Consider the following 18,055-nt stretch of genomic DNA (forward strand, 5'->3'; position numbering starts at 1 on the left):
ATCTTCAGCCCGCCCTCTTTCTATTTGGGAGAACACGTGTACACTCAAACGTGTCCGGTGGTCGACCCGGGTGGCTGCGCACCCCAGACGCGACGGCACCGACCCGGTGCGAGGCGCGAGGAACGCCAAGGGGTAGCCGCGTCCGACGGCGTACGACCACACCGACCCACATCCCAACGGAGGTCCACATGACCGCTCCGCCCATCCGCCAACTCTTCTCCCGCCGGATCACCCGCACGCTGCTCACCCCACACCCAGTCGAGCACTACGCCCGCTCTCTGGGCGTGCAGTGGTCCGACGACCCGACGGGAGTGACAGTCGTGGCCGTCGAACGTCCGGTCCCCGACGTCACCGTTCTCACCCTGCGCCTGCCTGCCGGGGTCGATCGCCCTGCCGCGGGCGCCGCACTCGAGATCGGAGTGGTTGTCAACGGCGTCGTCCATCGTCGGCACTACTCCCCCGTCGACCCCGCGACCCGCCGCGACAGGCTGGCGACCATCGCAGTCCGTCGACATCCCGGCGGCGTGGTGTCGAACTACCTCTGGGACCACGCCGTACCGGGGACGCGCCTACTCCTCGGCAACCCGGTCGGCGAGATGACACTGCCGGACACCGTCCCGTCTGACGTGCTGCTCGTCAGCGGCGGTAGCGGTATCACTCCGATGCTGTCGATAGCGTCGACGCTGGCCGCACGCGGCTACCTCGAGGCCGACGGCAGTGCGGGCGCGACGCCCATCCGGGTCGCGTGGCTGCACTACGCCCGTCGATTGTCGGACGTCCCCTTTCGCGATCAGCTCACTGCGCTGTCCCGGACCGGTGTGTCGATCCGCGTGGTCCCGACCGCAGAAGGAACGACCCCCGACGGACTCTCGGGGCACCTCACCACCGAGCACCTCTACGCCGCCGCGCCCTGGCACGGCGACGCCACCGTGTTCCTCTGCGGGCCCGAGGCCCTGGCGGGCGGCCTCGAGGAGATGCTCGGGGCTGAGCGGTTCTCCGGCGTCCGACGGGAGCGGTTCACCGGGTCGACCGGTCCTGTGCCGGACGGAGACGGCGGCACCGTCACCCACTTACGCAGCGGCATCACCGCTCGCAACGACGGGACCAGCCTCCTCGAGGGGGCCGAAGCCGCCGGGCTGAGCCCCCAGCACGGGTGCCGGATGGGCATCTGCCACACATGCACCGCCGTACGCGTGTCCGGCGCCACCCGTGACCTACGCACCGGCGAGGTCGACTCCACACCAGATTGCCACGTCCAGATCTGCGTCAACGCCCCCGTCGGCGACGTTGAGATCGAGCTCTAGACCATTCATCTCACCCGCCCGGAACAACCCGGAAGGACACCATCATGACTCTCCTGCAACTACCCACTCTCCGCCCGAAGAAGACAGCAAAGAAGACACCGAAGTCCACCTCGGCCGTCGACACGGACGCGGGCACCAGCTCCGGCTCCGGCTCCGGCTCCGGGCCGATCGTGCTGTCTGCCGAATCGGTCGAGATCATCGGGCGCGAGCTCGACGCCATTCGCGATCGCGTGGTGGCAGATCTCGGCACCGTCGATCGCGACTACATTCTGCGGGTCGTCCGCACCCAGCGCCGGCTCGAGTTGGCGGGGCGCGGCCTGATGTTCCTCGGCTTTCTCCCGCCGGCCTGGCTCGCGGGGGTCGCGGCACTGAGTGCCTCCAAGATCCTCGACAACATGGAGATCGGCCATAACGTCATGCACGGTCAATACGACTGGATGCGCGACGACATGCTGCACTCCTCCAGCTTCGAGTGGGACATCGTGTGCCCGTCCGACCAGTGGCGGCACTCGCACAACTACATGCATCACACATACACCAACATTCTCGACCTGGACCGGGACATCGGTTACGGCCTGCTGCGCATGGAGTACGAGCAGCCGTGGAACCCGCTGCGCCTGGGCAACCCGGCGTACGCCTTCCTGCTCATGATGATGTTCGAGTGGGGCATCATGATGCATGACCTGGAGTACGAGAACGTGCTCAAGGGCAAGCGCAAGTGGTCGGACATCAAGACCCTCGCCGCCGGCTGGTGGCGCAAGGTTCGCGGCCAGGTGTCCAAGGACTACATCGTGCACCCGGCACTCACCGGACCGCTGTTCCCGTTGACCTTCGCCGGCAACCTCACCGCCAACGTGGTGCGCAACATCTGGACGTTCTCGGTGATCTTCTGCGGGCACTTCCCCTCCGGGGCGCAGGTGTTCACACAGGAGGAGACCGCCGACGAGACCCGCGGCGAGTGGTACGTGCGGCAGATGCTGGGATCGGCCAACATCTCCGGTGGTCCGTTCATGCACCTGGCCACCGGCAACCTCTCCCACCAGATCGAGCACCACCTGTTCCCGGATCTTCCCGCGCACCGCTATCCGGAGATCGCCGAGGAGGTGCGCCGCATCTGCACCGAGAACGGCCTGCCGTACAACACCGGTCCGTTGTGGAAGCAGATCGGCAGCGTGTGGGCCAAGATGTTCCGCCTGGCGCTGCCGCTGCCCCCGACGCGAGCGGACGCCCCGGCGGTGCTCATCGAGCGCAGGACGTCCGCACCGGTGGCCTGACGCGGGGTAACGTCAATCCCATGCCAGTGCGCGGTGGCGGCCTCGATACGGGGGTCGCCACCGCGGCACAGCCAGGGAGGGGGAGCGCTTTCATGAGCGAGTTCGAACGCAACAAGGATCGGGTGCAGGCCGGGGTCCAGGCTGGCGCGTCGTTGGTCGGGCGGATCACCATGATCGTCACCGACGCGATCGGATCGATCGCGCGCGAGGTGGGCGACTTCGTCACCGACGGCATCGAGATGCGCGAAGCTGCCAGGGTCTCCCGCCACGCCGAGCAGAACGGCGCCTCCTCGATCGACCTCACCGGGAGCGACGGCACTGCGAGCGCCAGCGGCGAGGAGCACGACGACCACGGCGACGCCCTGAACCGCTAGCCGACCGTGGCCGGTGCGCACGGTCGCCGGCCGCGGTGGCAGGATCGCCTACCGTGACAATCATCGCCGCAGCGGACGGCTCCGCCCTCGGAAACCCCGGCCCCGCGGGCTGGGCCTGGTACATCGACGATTCCCGGTGGCGCTGCGGCGGCTGGAAGCGCGGCACCAACAACCAGGGCGAGCTGACTGCCGTGCTGGACCTGTTGCGTCAGACCGCGCACGTTCCGGAGCCGCTGCACATCCTGTGCGATTCGCAGTACGTCATCAATTCAGTCACCAAGTGGATGGCGGGCTGGAAGCGCAAGGGCTGGAAGAAGGCCGACGGCAAGCCGGTGCTCAACGTCGAGGTGATGAAGGCCCTCGACGCCGCGATGCAGGGCCGGCAGGTCACCTTCGAGTGGGTGAAGGGCCACGCCGGCCACGAGCTCAACGAGAAGGCCGACGTTCTGGCCAACGGTGCCGCCAAGGCCCACGCGTCCAAGCAACTACCTAAAGCCGGCCCGGGATTTCCGGGCGCCACCGCGGTGGGCGCGGGCGAGGATCCTTCGGTGCCGCCGGCCGCCGATGGTGCGGGCGGGTCTGCTCCCGCAGCCGACGGCGCGCGACCCTCCCGAGCACGGTCATCGACCACAACGACGACAACGCCCGCATCCTCCGACCAGCCCGACCTGTTCTCGCTGGACGCGGACACCTCTGACCGGTACGCCAACGCTGACGATGGCGCCTCCCCGGCCAGCCCTGCTGTCCCGGCCAGCCAGGCCGACGAGGATCTCGTCGTCGACCTGGAACGCTCGCTTCTGACCGATGCGGTTCGCCGGGACCGTAAACAGCTCACGCGGCTGCTCGACGTGCGGTGGCGTCAGGTCGATGCCACGGGCCGCACGTGGACCCGCCGCGAGATTTCCGACACCGGCTCATCGCACGCGGGCGTGAAGCTCGAGGTGCTGGAGACGCGGAGACTGTCGAACGACGTGATCTTGCTGCTGTGGCGCGCGAGCGGCCCTGACGGGGTGTCGTCGCTGCGCAGCTCGATCTGGCAGCGCACAGGCGACGACTGGAAGCAGACATTCCAGCAGGGCACCCGCGAACCCTGATCTGCCCCCGCCGCCGCTGCCCCCGTTACCGCCGCCGGTTGGCGGACACCCACTCGCACCAGGCGGACATTCAGTGCGAAATCCAGCCCGCTATCGAACATCCTGTCCGCCAACCGGGGAGCCACGTCCGCCAACCGGGGGGAGCCACGTCCGCCAACCGGGGAGCCACGTCCGCCACGTGGGCACCCACGGCCAATCGCTGCGCTGACGGCCGCCCTGATGCGATCGCCCACGCCGCCGCCAGCCGCGCCGTCCAGAATCATCCGGCCCTGAAAAATCGCGGGCGGGTGACTCTGGACGGCGCGGCTGTGGGCGGAGAGGCGGGGCCGGGTCAGCCTCGGCGGGGTGCGGTGAGCCCAACTGCCGAGTAGACCTGCGAGAGCACTGGGCTCGCCACTTCCCGGGCACGCTCGGCGCCGTCCGCCAGGATCCGCTCGAGCTCGGCGCGATCGGACATGAACTCGTCGAACTTGCCGCGCAGCGGAGTCACGAACGCCTCGAGCGCATCGGCGGTGTCGGTCTTGAGAGCCCCGTACTGCGCCCCCGCAGACTTGTAGTCGGCCACGATCTCCGCGACTGGCCGACCGGAGAACGCGGACTGGATTGTCAGCAGATTGGACACTCCGGGCTTCGTCTCGCGGTCGAAGCGGATGTCACCGTCTGAGTCGGTGACGGCGCTGCGAATGCGCTTGGCGGAAACCTTGGGATCGTCGAGCAGGTTCACCAGGCCCTTGGGGTTCTCGCCCGACTTGCTCATCTTGGACGTGGGGTCCTGCAGGTCGTAGATCTTGGCCGAGCCGTCGAGGATCTTGCCCTCCGGCACCACGAACGTCTTCTTGTAGCGCGAGTTGAACCGCATCGCGAGATCACGGGTGAGTTCGAGGTGCTGACGCTGGTCCTCGCCCACCGGCACCAGGTGCGGGCGGTAGAGAAGAATATCGGCGGCCATGAGCACCGGGTAGGTGAACAATCCCACGGTGGTGCCGTCGGTGCCCTGCTTGGCTGCCTTGTCCTTGAACTGCGTCATGCGAGCGGCCTCGCCGTAGCCGGTGATGCAACTGAGCACCCAGGACAGTTCGGCGTGCTCGGGGACATGCGACTGCACGAACAGCACCGCACGCTGCGGGTCGATGCCCAGTGCGAGGAGCTGCGCGCAGCCCCGGAAGACTCGCTCCCGCAATTCCTTGGGGTCCTGCTTCACCGTGATCGCATGCAGGTCAGGGATGAAGTAGAAGGCGTCGTGCTCGTCCTGCAGGTCGACCCACTGGCGCACGGCACCCAGGTAATTTCCAAGGTGGTACGAATCGGCGGTGGGCTGAATGCCGGACAGGACGCGCTGGCGCTTGGCGGGCGCTGTGGTCTCGGCCGGCCCATCGGCGGACGTGGGAGCTGCGGAGGAGGACTGCTCAGACATGGCGTTCATCATCCCACGGCCGCCGATGACGTTCGGAACGGGCAGGTGGCGGCCATCTCACTTCCCGCACCCCGCTCGTCGTCTAAGTCTGTTCGGGTGGGAACCCGCCCGTGGCGACCGGGCCCCAGTCGTCGATCGTCACGCGGATGAGGCACTTGCCCTGACGCACCATCGCCGAGCGGTACTCGTTCCAGTCGTCGTGCTCGCCGGCGACACTGCGGAAGTACTCGACCAGCGGCTCCACGGCCTCGGGCAGGTCCACGATCTCGGCGGTGCCGTCCAGGTGAACGTACGGGCCGTTGAAGTCGTCGGAGAGCACACACACGCTCACTGCAGGGTCACGGCGGATGTTGGCCACCTTCGCCCGCTGCGGGTAGGTCGCCACGACGAGCCTGCCCTCCGTGTCGACACCGCAGGTCACCGGTGAGGACTGCAGCTCTCCGGAGCTGCGGTGGGTGATGAGGACGGCGCGGTGCCGGGGTCGCAGGAAATCCTCGAGCCCGGCTCGGTCAGGACGGTCGGCTGTCGCGTACTTCGGCATGGTGCCGAGGTTACGGCTCTGTACCCCGCGCGGCACCTGCGACCGCGGCCCGAACGCTGCGGCTGCCCTCGTCGTCGTCGTCGCTCTTCCCGCTCCTACTCGTAGACCACCGTCACGGGCGCGTGGTCGGACCACCGCATGTCGTAGGCGCTCGCGCGATCCACCCGGTCGCTCACCGCCCGATCGACCAGACCGTCGGTCACCACGTGGTAGTCGATGCGCCAGCCGGCGTCGTTGTCGAAGGCCTTACCCCGCTGCGACCACCACGAATACGGTCCGACCTCGTCCGGGCGTCGGTGACGGACGACGTCAGTCCAGCCGCTGCCGTCGGCGAACACGTCGGTCATCCACTCGCGCTCGTGCGGCAGGAAACCCGAGCTCTTGTGGTTGCCCTTGTGGTTCTTCAGGTCCTCTTCGCGGTGGGCGATATTCCAGTCGCCACAGATGATCATCTCGTGGCCGTCGCGGCCGGAGAGGTACTCGGCGCGCTCGGTGAGGAACTCCCGAAAGGTGCCCAGGAAGCGGTCCTTCTCGTCTTGCTTGGGGGTGTCCACCGAGCCCGACGGCAGGTACAGACTCGCGACCGTGACGGTCTCGCCGTCCTTGGCGCCCGGGTAGGTGGCCTCGATGTAGCGGCCCGAGTCGGCGAACTCTGGATCGCCATAGCCCACGCGGACGTCCGACGGCTCGTGACGGGACAGCAGCGCGACACCGGCCCGGCCCTTGAGCTCCGACGGCGCGCTCACGAGATGCCAGCCGGCCTCGAGCGCGGGCGCCAACGCCTTGTGTGCCTGGTCCTCGTCGGCGCGCACCTCCTGTAGCGCTACGACATCCGCGCCGCTGGCCTCCAGCCAGGGCAGGAACCCGAGGTTGGTCTCCGACCGATGCTTGACTGCGGCGCGGATCCCGTTGACGTTGACGGTCGATACAGTGAGAGTCACGCCGACCAGGGTAGCCGCAGCGATCCCCCGGGGATGATGAGCGCGAATCGGTCATCTAGCGGATACGAGGGCAGCCGCATTGTCGGACTGCGGTGACCCGACCGGATGAGGCGCGGACCGATGGACGACCAAGCCAATGGATGGTTCACTGCGATCATGAACTGGGTGAATAGGGTCGCTGTTTCTCTTCTCGCCTACTGCGCAGTGCTCGCGCTCATCGCGACGGGACTGGTTGCGGTCGCCCCTGGCGCGCGAGCTCAGTCGCTGGACGGGTCGATCGCCACCGTCGCCGGCTCCACGCCCTTCGCAGACTCGTCGTCTCCGCTGGCACCTCCGACCGGCCGTCTCGCCGAGCCACTCACGTACGTGGCGATGGGCGACTCGTTCACCTCGACCGGGTCGATTGTCGGGATGGACCCCATGACGTTCGGCTCGTTCGGCGGCGACACCTGCTTCCGCTCGGCTGACAACTACCCGAGTCGGATACGCGAGGCGACAAACTGGAATGTCATCGATGTCTCCTGCCGTGGGCTTAAGGTGCCGCTGACCTACACTAGCCGCGCCGAGTACGGACCGCCCCAGATCAACGCGCTGCACTCCGGTGTCGACCTCGTGTCACTGCAGGTCGGCGGGAACGACACCGACGTGCTGCGACTCGCGGAACTGTGCGTCCTCAGCGCCGACTGCAGCCACCTCGAGCGCGAATGGGCGGCGAAGGTGCCGAGGGTGGCGCCCGGGCTACGCCAACTCCTTCGCGATATCCGTGCCCGGGCCCCGCGCGCTCGGATCGTGCTCGTCGGATACCTCCAGCCGTTCCACCCCGTCCCCTGCGTGAACATCGCGCCCTACAGTGCCGCCAACCAGAACTTCGGACGCCGACACATCGATCGCCTCAACGCGATGTTGCGCGAGGTGGCCCGTGCTGAAGGCGTGGAAATCGTTGCCGACCGCGCGCCGCCGGGGCACAGCGCCTGCGACCCCGACCGATGGACCTCGTTTCTCGGGGTCGACGCCGGCGCCGTTCCGCTACACCCCACCCATGCCGGGCACCTCGCGACCGCGCGCATGATCCTCGACCGCGTCTGAACGTACGGATGTGTGTCACTTGTGCGAGATTCCATGGAGTGGATCTTGCCTGCGCAAACGGACAATGCCAGCTGAAAAATATCCACTGGACCGGCATCTGTGGATAAGCGGGTGGTTGTGGATCGAAGCAGGCAGTTTCACGCCCATCCCCGAGCGGCAACGAATGGCCACGGCCGGTCCGGACGCCTGCGGAACACGGCGCGCCTGGATTTCAGCGGCAGGCGCTGCGTGGTTTACCGCTGTTCAGCGGAGTGTGTCGACCGGCAGCGTGAGCGTCGCCGGATGCGCTGCCTCCGTGACCTGTGCTGGCGGTCGGGTCCACACCGCCAGCGCAACCGGACCAAAGCCGGACACTCCGCCAGCGCGGGTCAGACAGGCAGCGTGAGTCGGGTCGGATGCGCTGGCGGAGTGCACGGAGTGGGCCGGCAGGCAGCGTGAGTCGGGTGGGATGCGCTGGGCGGGGTGCTCGAAGTGTGCGAGGAGACAGCGTAGGCGACGAGCGACTGCGGTGGGCGTCAGATGGGTGGGCGTCAGCTGGGGATGTCGCCGACCCCGCCCTACTTCCCCCTCGGCGCAGCGTTACCGCGCGGTACGGCCTTCACCCGCCGTGCGGCGTCCCCTGCGGTGCGGCGTCCCCTGCGGTGCGGCGTTCGCACGCCGCGCGGCCAACACCGCCGGGACCAGCACCGCGAGCCCCACCAGCGCCAACACTGCCCCCGCGAGCGCCGGCGAGGTGTAACCAAACCCGAACGCGATCACCACTCCCCCGATCCACGCCCCGAGCGCGTTGGCGGCGTTGAGTGCCGAGTGATTCAGCGCTGCGGCCAGGGTCTGCCCGCGCCCTGCGTGGCGCATGAGACGAGATTGCAGCCCGGGCACGAGCGCAGACCCGGTGGTGCCGACGAGGAACAGCCCGATCACGGCGGAGACCGGGTGGTGCGCGGCGATGGCGAACAGGGCCAGGATCGCGGTCATCACGGTCGTGATGATCACCAGGCCGCGGTCGAGATCCCGGTCGGCGACGATGCCACCCACCACGTTGCCCACGACCATCCCGAGCCCGTAGACGGCGAGCACCCCGGGCATCCAGGAGCGGTCGATCCCGGCGACATCGACCATCGTCCACTGGATGTAGGTGTAGACGGCGAACATCCCGCCGAACCCGATCGCGGCGACCGCCAGTGTGGCGAGGACCTGCGGACGGGCGAGCGCGGCCAACTCCTCGCGCGCCCTGACCACCACCCCGCCGGTGGGTTCGGGGACGACGACGAGGATCGCCACCACGGTCGCCGCGCCGATCACCCCGACTGCGAGGAAGGCCGACGGCCAGCCCAATGACTCGCCGAGCCAGGTGGCCACCGGCACGCCGACCACATTGGCCACCGACAGACCGAGCAGCACCTGGGCCACTGCACGCGCCTGTCTGCCGGGTCCGGCGAGGGAGGCCGCCACCAGCGACGCGACCCCGAAGTAGGCACCGTGTGGGATGCCGGCGACGAAGCGCGCAACAATCAACGCCTCGACCGTGGGGGCGAAGGCTGCCGCCGTGTTGCCGATGGTGAACAGCACCATGAGGATCACGAGCAGGGTGCGTCGTCGCCAGCGAGAGGTCCACACGGTCAGCAGCGGAGCGCCCACCACCACGCCGAGGGCGTAGGCCGAGATGATGTGGCCGGCCTGCGGTTCGGTGATGTCGAAGCCGTCGGCGATCAGCCGCAACAGACCCATCGCCGCGAACTCGGTGACGCCGATGCCGAACCCGCCGAGCGACAATGCGAGGATCGCGAGGCGGACGCGAGCGGTCGACGGACGCGCCGTCGCACTGGTGGCCGGATTGGCGCTTGGCTGGGACACCGCAGCAGGTTACGCCGAGTCGAGCGGCCGGGTGACGATCAGCCCGGCCCGGGGGCCGTGCGCATCAACCGGCGGCCACCGTAGACCAGCACGAACGTGGTGATGTACATGACGATGCTGTACACGGCCGCGGCGAGGCCGACCTCTTCGCTACCGATGACGGTGAACGCGATGAGGAGCGAGAGCGTGGTGTTCTTGACCCCGAACTCCGCTGCGATCGCGATCTGCTCGGCGCGCCCAAGCCTGCAGACCCAGGCCAACAGGCCGCCGACGATGATCACGGTCACGTTGAGGACGACCACCGCCGGGCCCACGGACACGATGAGGTCGACGATGCGGTCCCGCTCCCCGAGCGCGACGCCAATAATCAGGAGCACCAGCACGACGAGTCCGACGACGCCGACGAATCGCTCGATGCGGTCCGACAGCGCCGGCTTCCGGGCTCGCAGGACCATGCCGACGACGACGGGGATCAGGATGACGCCGAGCAGGAGCCCGAAGGTTTGCGCGAGTGGCACCGACACCTCAAAGGCGTCGGCACCGGGGATGATGCGGGCCCCGAGGTCGAACCACAGCGGCAGAGTGAAGATCACCGCGACCGAAGCGATGGCGGTGAGGATTATCGACAGCGCGACGTTGCCGCGGGCCAGATAGGTGATGAGATTCGACGTCGCGCCGCCTGGCGAGGCAGCCACCAGGACCACACCGAGAGCCAAGAGTGGGGCGAGGTCGAACGCCACCGCCACGCCGACGCCCACCAGCGGTACCAGCACCAACTGGCCCACGAGCCCGACAACACTCGCCCGGGGAGATCTCGCCTGGACCGCGAAGTCCTCCCTGGTCAGGCTCAACCCGATTCCGACCATGATGATCGCCAGCGCGACGGGCAGGCCGATATCGATCAGAGGACTCTGGTCCACCTAGGGCTCCTGGGTTTCGTGGGGCGTCGTTCGTCGTTCGCTATTCGTCGTTCGCTATTCGTCGCCCGCTATTCGCCGTTGGCCCTTCGCCCTTCGCTATTCGCCGTTCGCTATTCACCGCTGGCCGCTGGCCGCTGGCCGATTTGTCGTCACCACTGCGACGACACTCCGATGGCCACCGCAGTAGCGACGACAAAGTGGGGAGCGAGCGGCGTCGGGCCCGGTGTACGCGGCGGGTCGGGGCAGGCGCCCGGGCGCTCGATCCGGCTGGGGGGATCAGGCGCGCGTCTTCTTGAGGTTCTCGTCCAGCGCTGCGAGAAACTCCTCGGTGGTGAGGTAGTCCTGATCTCCACCGACGAGCAGCGCGAGGTCCTTTGTCATCTGGCCACCTTCGACCGTTTCGATGACGACGTCCTCAAGTCGATGGGCGAACTCGACGACCTCAGGCGTGTTGTCCAGGGTGCCCCGGTGCCCGAGCCCACGTGTCCAGGCGAAGATAGAGGCGATCGGATTGGTGGAGGTGGGCTTGCCCTCCTGATGCTGACGGAAATGTCGGGTCACGGTCCCGTGGGCGGCCTCCGCCTCACAGGTCTTACCGTCCGGGGTGAGCAGCACCGAAGTCATCAGGCCGAGCGAGCCGAAGCCCTGGGCGACGGTGTCGGACTGCACGTCGCCGTCGTAGTTCTTACACGCCCAGATGTAACCGCCCTCCCACTTGATCGATGAGGCGACCATGTCGTCGATGAGCCGGTGCTCGTAGGTCAGGCCCGCCTTGTCGAAGTCCGCCTTGAACTCGCGGTCGAACACGTCCTGGAAGATGTCCTTGAAGGCGCCGTCGTACGCTTGGAGGATGGTGTTCTTGGTGGACAGGTACACCGGATACTCGTGCTGGAGTCCGTAGTTGAAGGAAGCGCGCGCGAAGTCCTCGATGGACTTGGTGAAGTTGTACATCCCCATCACCACGCCCCCATCCTCGGGCATCTGAACGACCTCGTGCTCGATCGGCTCGGAGCCGTCGGCGGGCGTGTACGTGATGGTGACGCTGCCGGCGCCGGGGACCGCGAAGTCGGTGGCCCGGTATTGGTCGCCGAAGGCGTGGCGGCCGACGATGATCGGTTTGGTCCAGCCCGGAACCAATCGCGGCACGTTGGAGATGATGATCGGAGCCCTGAAGATCGTCCCGCCGAGAATGTTACGGATGGTGCCGTTCGGGGACTGGTACATGCGCTTGAGACCGAACTCCTCCACGCGGGCCTCGTCAGGGGTGATGGTGGCGCACTTGACGCCCACTCCATGCTTTTTGATGGCCTCGGCGGCGTCGACGGTGATCTGGTCGTCGGTGGCGTCACGACTTTCGATTCCGAGGTCGTAGTACTCGAGATCCACATCCAGGTACGGATAGATCAACTCGTCCTTGATGAACTTCCAGATGATCCGGGTCATCTCGTCGCCATCGAGCTCGACGACAGTCCCCTCCACCTTGATCTTCGACATCCGGCCCTCTTCCTCCGACCGGCCATCCCGGGATCGGCACTATCGACGCAAATCGTGACGTGCGCCTCACATTACCGATGCGGAGCCCACAAGAAGTGAGGTTGTGCCCCATGACCCCTCATTGCAGGCGTCAGGCGACCTAGGCTAGCCTTCTCACCAGGTCATGAGTGCCAGCGACAAGCCCCGGCTCGCTGGACGGCAACCCTCCTCCGCGGTGGGGTGCCCCGGGAGACGACCTGGCCGACACCCGACCGGGTGAGAGGCAAGCGCGGGTCCGCTGACGTTGTAGCGGGCGGACCCTTCTGACGAGAGGAGGGGCACCGCCCCCATGACGTACGACAACAGCAATCCAGACTGGGCCTTCGAGACCCGCCAGATCCACGCCGGGCAGCCCGTCGATTCGGACACCGGCTCCCGCAACCTGCCGATCTACCAGACCACGTCGTTCGTGTTCGCCGATGCCGAGCAGGCCGCGAACCGCTTCGCGCTGTCCGAGATGGGCCCCATCTACACCCGCATCACCAACCCGACCGTCGCCGCGGTGGAAGAGCGCATCGCGTCGCTCGAAGGCGGCGTCGCAGCGACGATGTTCGCCTCGGGAATGGCCGCGGAGACCGCTGCGATCCAGTCGATCATGCAGGCCGGTGGCCACGTGGTGGCCTCGCCCCGCGTCTACGGGGGCACCGACGCCCTGCTCCGGCACACACTGCCCAAGTACGGCATCGAGACCACCTTCGTCGAGAACCCGGACGACCCCGAGTCGTGGCAGGCCGCCGTCCGGCCGAACACCCGCGCGTTCTATGCGGAGACGATCTCCAACCCGCTCAACGACGTCCTCGACATACCGGCCATCGCCGAGGTGGCGCACCACAATCAGGTCCCGCTCGTCGTGGACAACACCACGGCCACGCCGTACCTGGTCCGCCCCCTGGAGCTGGGCGCCGACGTCGTCGTCATCTCCGCAACCAAGTACCTCGGCGGCCACGGCTCATCGCTCGCCGGCGTCCTGGTCGACGGCGGCTCCTTCGACTGGCGCGCGCAGCGTGACGGCGAGGACCTCTTCCCGTCGTTCACCACCCCAGACCCCGCGTACCACGGTGCCGTGTACGCCGACCTGGGCGCACCTGCGCTCGCCCTGAAGTCGCGCGTCACCCTGCTGCGGGACACGGGGGCCGCGCCCAGCCCGTTCAACGCGTGGGCCATCGCCCAGGGCATCGACACCCTGAGCCTGCGTGTCGAGAGGCACGTCGCCAACGCCCAGAAGATCGCTGAATGGCTCGAGGCCCGCGGCGACGTGGCCACCGTCAACTACGCCGGACTGGCTTCTTCGCCCTGGAACGCGAATCAGAAGAAGATCTCCCCCAAGGGTGCGGGCGCCATCATCACGTTCGAGCTCGCGTCCCCGGACGGTGCGTCGGAGGACGATCTCAAGAAGCAGGCGTGGGCGTTCATCGACGCGCTCAAGCTGCACTCGTGCCTGGTCAACATCGGCGACGTGCGGTCGCTCGTGAGCCACCCGGCCACCACCACCCACTCGCAGGGCACCCCGGAGTCCAACGCCAAGGCAGGTGTCTCGATCTCGAGCATCCGCCTGTCGGTGGGTATCGAGGCCGTCGAGGACATCATCGGCGACCTCGAGCTCGGGTTCGCCGCGATCTCCTGACCTCGCGCGCATGATCCGCCCCACCGACCCCCTCGCGCTGCTGCCCCCGGGCGACGGCACCCTCGGCCACGTCGCGTTAGGTGACATCACCCTGGTCACAGGTGTCGTCCTGCCCGGGGTCACACTCGCGGTACAACGGTGGGGTCGGATCAACGCGGACCGGTCCAACGTTGTGTTGGTGGAGCACGCGCTGACCGGGGACTCCCACGTCGTGGGTCAGGTCGACTCCCTTCACCCCACCCCCGGTTGGTGGAACGGTCTCGTCGGCCCCGGTCTCTCCCTGGACGCCGACCGGTACTGCGTGCTCTCGGTCAACGTCCTCGGTGGCTGCCGGGGCTCGACCGGCCCGAGTTCTCTACACCCCGACGGGCATTACTGGGGCGCCCGGTTCCCCGCTGTATCAGTGCGGGACATGGTGGAATCCGAGCGGATCCTCGCCGACCTGCTGGGCATCGACCGCTGGGCCGCGGTGATCGGCGGTTCCATGGGCGGGGCCCGGACGCTGGAATGGATGATCACGTACCCGGATCGTGTCCGCGCAGCCTGCGTCCTCGCCGTGGGGGCGCGCGCCTCTGCCGACCAGATCGGGATCCAGACCGCCCAGATCATGGCAGTCACCTCCGACCCACACTGGCAGCAGGGCGGCTACCACGGCACCGGCCGCACGCCCGTGACCGGACTGGGCATCGCCCGGCGCATCGCCCACCTGTCTTACCGTGGCGAGGCGGAGCTGGATGAACGATTTGCCAACCGACCCCAGCCCGGCGAGGACCCGCGAGCCGAGGACCTGTCCATGTCAGGCCGCTTCGCCGTGCAGTCGTACCTCGATCATCAGGCCGGCAAGCTCGTCTCCCGCTTCGACGCGTGCACCTATGTTCTCCTCACCGATGCACTCAACCGGCACGACGTGGGTCTGGACCGGGGCGGCGTCGACGAGGCGCTGCGCTCGTGCCCGGTCGCCTGCGTGATCGGCGGCGTCACCACGGACCGGCTCTACCCGCTGCGCCAGCAGGAGGAACTCGCAGCCCTGCTTCCCGCCGCCGACCCGCTTGTAGTGATCAACAGCCCCTCTGGGCACGATGGATTTCTGACGGAGGACGACGTGGTAGGCCCGATGCTGGAACGCACCATGGAACTTGCCGAGCACGGTTCCACCGAACGGGCCAGGCGGCTGGCATGAATGGCCAAGAACATACGAACCGGCCCGCCGCTCTCGGCCTCGCCGGGCTTTCTGGCGGTTTCGGAATCATCGGGATGTCCATCGGGTTTGCCACTGTTCTGGGCGTGACCGCCACCGCCTCCGGCGGCTTTGACACGTCCGGCTTCGGCCCGATGATCGTCTCCGCCGTGTCCTCGCTCGCGTTGGGTCTGATTCTCATCGTGGGTGCGGTGCTACTGTGGCGCGCCCACCGTGCGTCGCTGGTGGTAATCAGCGTCGGGGTGGCGCTGCTCGCACTGAGTTCGCTGGTCCGCATGGTCCTGGACAGTCTCACGTTCATTTCCGTGGTCGGGACCGTGTTCTCACTGCTCGCCCTGGTCGTGATGGGGTACCTGATCAACTCAGACGACGTCCGCGCGCACGTGCGCGACGGTATCCCGTTGCGGCTGCGCTGAGGCACGGTCGGGCGGACCCGCCGCCCCATTTTCCCTGGTTGAGGCGCTCTCGCGCGCCGCGGGGCACTTCGATTCGCTGGTACGGTCGGGGTGATGAACTTCGACAATCCGATCGCCGCACTCTTCCCCGGTGCAGCGGGCCGTACGGTCTCAGAACTGACGCGTCGGCATCTACTCGGTGAGGAATCAGCACCCACTCCGGACGTGGCCGCAGGCGCCGCGGTGGCCCCAGAACAGTTCGTTAAGGTGGCCACCCGACTGGCGATGATGGGCCTAGTGCGCTTCCCCGTCAGGGACGAGGTGACGATGGTTCGCGAGAACGTCATGTGGGCCGCCCTCGCCGACCTGCTGTATCCGGACGCGCATCTCGACGTCCTCGTTCGGGAGGCGGTCTCGGACATCGCCGGGGTCGAATCCGTCGTGATCGGGGGCCCGGTCCCTGCCGGGACGGCGCAGTCCTTCCCGGAGGGAATCGCCGTCGCGCTGGTGGTCCCGCACGGTGATGTGCCGGAGGAGAGCCGCAGTGCGGCCTCCCAGAAGGTGTCGAACGGGCTCGGAAATGACTGCTCGATGGTCGTCGTACGCACGGTCGACGAGGCATCGGAGCACGTACCCGAGGCAGGTCGGCGAGTTCTTCACGCCGACGCGTGACAAGCCGGCCTCTGCTCGGGGATCGAGCGAACGGTCAGCCGGTTCCCAGTGAGTCGATGGACGCGGCCAGCCACAGCACAACGGCACCGACGCCCGTGAAGAACGCCACATCGAAGGACTTGCTCCGGACCCCCAGTAGACGGGCCCGTTCGTCGGGGACCACCGCTCTCAGGACCGCGGCCGCCAGCGCCACCAACCCGAGCAGGAATGCGCCGCGCCTCCACCTCTCGAGCACCACGAACCCCAGCGCCACGGCCACTCCGAGCAATACGAGGGCGAGCGGCCACTGTGCCCGGATCTGCGCCCACCTCAGTCGCGCCGGTCTGGTCCTGCGGGGCTGCGCGTCGGTCACGGGCCGGGTCGGCCGGTCGGGGGCGGGGTGCGTCATAGTCGAAGAGTCATCGTCGGATCGTCAGCCGTCGGCAGCGAGCCGCTCACAACGTTCGACAACGTTGCTCAGCAGGAAGGCACGGGTGAGAGGGCCGACGCCGCCGGGGTTGGGGGAGATCGCGCCCGCGACCTCCCACACGTCCGGGTGGACGTCGCCGGCGAGCTTGCCGTCGAGACGAGACACTCCCACATCGAGTACCGCGGCCCCCGGCTTGACCATGTCGGCGGTGAGCATGTGCGGGACACCCGCTGCGGCAACGATCACGTCGGCCCGCCGGGTCTCCGCGGCCAGGTCGCGGGTGCCGGTGTGGCACAGGGTCACCGTGGAGTTCTCATTGCGCCGGGTCAGCATCAGCCCGATCGGCCGACCGACGGTGACGCCGCGACCGATCACCACGACGTGCGCCCCGTTCAGCTCGATCCCGAAGCGGCGCAGCAGGTAAATAGACCCGTTCGGGGTGCACGGAAGCGGTGCGGGCTCGTTCAGCACGAGCTTGCCGAGGTTGACCGGGTGGAGGCCGTCGGCGTCCTTGGCCGGGTCGATCCGCTCGAGGATCGCGTTTTCATCGAGCTGCTCCGGCAGCGGCAACTGGACGATGTAACCGGTGCAGGCCGGATCGGCGTTGAGCTCATCGATCACGGCCTCGAGCTCGGACTGGGTCGTCTCGGCGGGCAGGTCGCGTCTGATCGAGCTGATGCCGACCTGCTCGCAGTCGCGGTGCTTCATCTTGACGTAGGAGCGGCTGCCCGGGTCATCCCCGACCAGAACTGTGGCCAGTCCCGGGGTGATGCCCTTGGCACGCAGCGCGGTTACGCGGGTGGTGAGGTCGGCGACGATCTCGTCGCGGGTGAGCTTGCCGTCCAGCTTGATCGCGGTCACGGGGACCAGTATCCCACTCCGGGGCGGACTCGTCGGCACCGCGCTGCGAGAATATCCCCCATGACTGGTGTGGGTGTGCGCGTGCTGTTCGACCGTCCGTGCATCCCGCCCAACACGGGCAACGCGATCCGGATGGCCGCGGGTGCGGGTTGCGAGCTGCATCTCGCGGGCCCGCTCGGCTTCGATCTGTCCGAGCCTCAGCTTCGACGCGCGGGACTGGACTACCACGACCTTGCACACGTGGAGGTCCACGAAGACCTGGAGGCGGCGTACGCGGAGCTCCTGCCCGCCCGGGTCTGGGCGTTCACCGCAGGAGCAGACCTGTCACTGCAACAGGTGAGCTTCTCCCCCGGCGACGTCCTGCTGTTCGGCCCCGAACCCACAGGACTGTCTGAGGACGTGCTGTCCGACGCACGGGTCACAGCGAGGGTGCGAATCCCCATGTTGGCGGGCCGCCGTTCGATGAACTTGTCCAATGCGGCGGCGGTGGCCGTCTACGAGGCGTGGCGACAACACGGCTTCACGGGGGCCCCGTAATTGGAATTACCGTAGAGCGCCGGT

The 18,055-nt window shown here is 67.8% G+C and carries 18 protein-coding genes and 1 riboswitch; of the genes, 10 read left to right on the forward strand and 8 right to left on the reverse strand.

Features of this window, described 5'->3' with window-relative positions:
• Positions 1–188: 188 nt before the first annotated feature.
• From ON04_RS12970 to ON04_RS12985, 4 genes are all read left to right on the forward strand, one after another.
• Positions 189–1,304 (forward strand): flavin reductase family protein, encoded by a 1,116-nt coding sequence (locus tag ON04_RS12970; RefSeq protein ID WP_010542057.1) that lies wholly within the window; start codon positions 189–191, stop codon positions 1,302–1,304.
• Between the two features lie 44 nt (positions 1,305–1,348).
• A complete protein-coding gene (locus ON04_RS12975) occupies positions 1,349–2,578 on the forward strand; it encodes a fatty acid desaturase family protein (RefSeq protein WP_010542058.1) in 1,230 nt (409 codons plus the stop codon).
• Positions 2,579–2,670: 92 nt separating this feature from the next.
• Positions 2,671–2,952 (forward strand): hypothetical protein, encoded by a 282-nt coding sequence (locus tag ON04_RS12980; protein ID WP_010542059.1) that lies wholly within the window; start codon positions 2,671–2,673, stop codon positions 2,950–2,952.
• A 53-nt stretch (positions 2,953–3,005) separates the two neighbouring features.
• Positions 3,006–4,046: a ribonuclease HI family protein gene (locus ON04_RS12985; RefSeq protein WP_010542060.1), complete on the forward strand. Its 1,041-nt coding sequence runs from the start codon at positions 3,006–3,008 to the stop codon at positions 4,044–4,046.
• A gap of 331 nt (positions 4,047–4,377) precedes the next feature.
• Here ON04_RS12985 and trpS read toward each other — a convergent pair whose 3' ends face one another.
• The 3 genes from trpS to ON04_RS13000 form a co-directional block, all read right to left on the reverse strand.
• The gene (gene trpS / locus ON04_RS12990) at positions 4,378–5,460 is read right to left on the reverse strand and encodes a tryptophan--tRNA ligase (RefSeq protein ID WP_010542061.1); all 1,083 of its coding nucleotides are present in this window, start codon (positions 5,458–5,460) and stop codon (positions 4,378–4,380) included.
• A gap of 82 nt (positions 5,461–5,542) precedes the next feature.
• Positions 5,543–6,001: a PPOX class F420-dependent oxidoreductase gene (locus tag ON04_RS12995; protein ID WP_010542062.1), complete on the reverse strand. Its 459-nt coding sequence runs from the start codon at positions 5,999–6,001 to the stop codon at positions 5,543–5,545.
• 95 nt (positions 6,002–6,096) lie between these two features.
• Positions 6,097–6,942, reverse strand: coding sequence for an exodeoxyribonuclease III (locus tag ON04_RS13000; RefSeq protein ID WP_010542063.1), 846 nt, complete (start codon positions 6,940–6,942; stop codon positions 6,097–6,099).
• Positions 6,943–7,098: 156 nt separating this feature from the next.
• Between ON04_RS13000 and ON04_RS13005 the strand changes: the two genes are divergently transcribed.
• Positions 7,099–8,028 (forward strand): SGNH/GDSL hydrolase family protein, encoded by a 930-nt coding sequence (locus ON04_RS13005; RefSeq protein WP_158217842.1) that lies wholly within the window; start codon positions 7,099–7,101, stop codon positions 8,026–8,028.
• A 579-nt stretch (positions 8,029–8,607) separates the two neighbouring features.
• Here ON04_RS13005 and ON04_RS13010 read toward each other — a convergent pair.
• The 3 genes from ON04_RS13010 to ON04_RS13020 form a co-directional block, all read right to left on the reverse strand.
• A complete protein-coding gene (locus ON04_RS13010; protein ID WP_010542065.1) occupies positions 8,608–9,882 on the reverse strand; it encodes an MFS transporter in 1,275 nt (424 codons plus the stop codon).
• Between the two features lie 38 nt (positions 9,883–9,920).
• A complete protein-coding gene (locus ON04_RS13015; protein ID WP_010542066.1) occupies positions 9,921–10,802 on the reverse strand; it encodes a bile acid:sodium symporter family protein in 882 nt (293 codons plus the stop codon).
• A 276-nt stretch (positions 10,803–11,078) separates the two neighbouring features.
• The gene (locus ON04_RS13020) at positions 11,079–12,296 is read right to left on the reverse strand and encodes an NADP-dependent isocitrate dehydrogenase (RefSeq protein ID WP_010542067.1); all 1,218 of its coding nucleotides are present in this window, start codon (positions 12,294–12,296) and stop codon (positions 11,079–11,081) included.
• Between the two features lie 159 nt (positions 12,297–12,455).
• Positions 12,456–12,571, forward strand: a riboswitch (SAM riboswitch).
• Positions 12,572–12,624: 53 nt separating this feature from the next.
• Between ON04_RS13020 and ON04_RS13025 the strand changes: the two genes are divergently transcribed.
• The 4 genes from ON04_RS13025 to ON04_RS13040 all read left to right on the forward strand — a co-directional run bounded on the left by ON04_RS13025 (position 12,625) and on the right by ON04_RS13040 (position 16,224).
• Positions 12,625–13,959, forward strand: coding sequence for an O-acetylhomoserine aminocarboxypropyltransferase/cysteine synthase family protein (locus ON04_RS13025; protein WP_010542068.1), 1,335 nt, complete (start codon positions 12,625–12,627; stop codon positions 13,957–13,959).
• A gap of 10 nt (positions 13,960–13,969) precedes the next feature.
• Positions 13,970–15,139, forward strand: a complete 1,170-nt coding sequence (gene metX / locus ON04_RS13030) for a homoserine O-acetyltransferase MetX (RefSeq protein WP_010542069.1) — start codon at positions 13,970–13,972, stop codon at positions 15,137–15,139.
• Positions 15,136–15,573, forward strand: a complete 438-nt coding sequence (locus ON04_RS13035; RefSeq protein ID WP_010542070.1) for a hypothetical protein — start codon at positions 15,136–15,138, stop codon at positions 15,571–15,573. Before metX ends, ON04_RS13035 begins: the two co-directional genes overlap by 4 nt.
• 93 nt (positions 15,574–15,666) lie before the next feature.
• Positions 15,667–16,224 carry a hypothetical protein gene (locus ON04_RS13040; protein WP_010542071.1) on the forward strand — a complete coding sequence of 186 codons (558 nt, stop codon included), beginning with the start codon at positions 15,667–15,669 and terminating at the stop codon, positions 16,222–16,224.
• Positions 16,225–16,258: 34 nt separating this feature from the next.
• On the opposite strand, the gene ON04_RS13045 is transcribed toward ON04_RS13040, so the two are convergent.
• Both ON04_RS13045 and ON04_RS13050 read right to left on the reverse strand, forming a co-directional pair.
• Positions 16,259–16,612 carry a DUF3017 domain-containing protein gene (locus ON04_RS13045; protein WP_010542072.1) on the reverse strand — a complete coding sequence of 118 codons (354 nt, stop codon included), beginning with the start codon at positions 16,610–16,612 and terminating at the stop codon, positions 16,259–16,261.
• A 24-nt stretch (positions 16,613–16,636) separates the two neighbouring features.
• Complete coding sequence (locus ON04_RS13050; RefSeq protein WP_010542073.1) at positions 16,637–17,494, reverse strand: bifunctional methylenetetrahydrofolate dehydrogenase/methenyltetrahydrofolate cyclohydrolase; 858 nt, start codon at positions 17,492–17,494, stop codon at positions 16,637–16,639.
• 60 nt (positions 17,495–17,554) lie between these two features.
• On the opposite strand from ON04_RS13050, the gene ON04_RS13055 reads away from it, so the two are divergent.
• Positions 17,555–18,031 carry a tRNA (cytidine(34)-2'-O)-methyltransferase gene (locus ON04_RS13055; RefSeq protein WP_010542074.1) on the forward strand — a complete coding sequence of 159 codons (477 nt, stop codon included), beginning with the start codon at positions 17,555–17,557 and terminating at the stop codon, positions 18,029–18,031.
• The last annotated feature ends 24 nt before the right edge of the window (positions 18,032–18,055 follow it).

This window comes from Dietzia alimentaria 72, assembly GCF_000226215.1.
GTDB lineage: Bacteria > Actinomycetota > Actinomycetes > Mycobacteriales > Mycobacteriaceae > Dietzia > Dietzia alimentaria.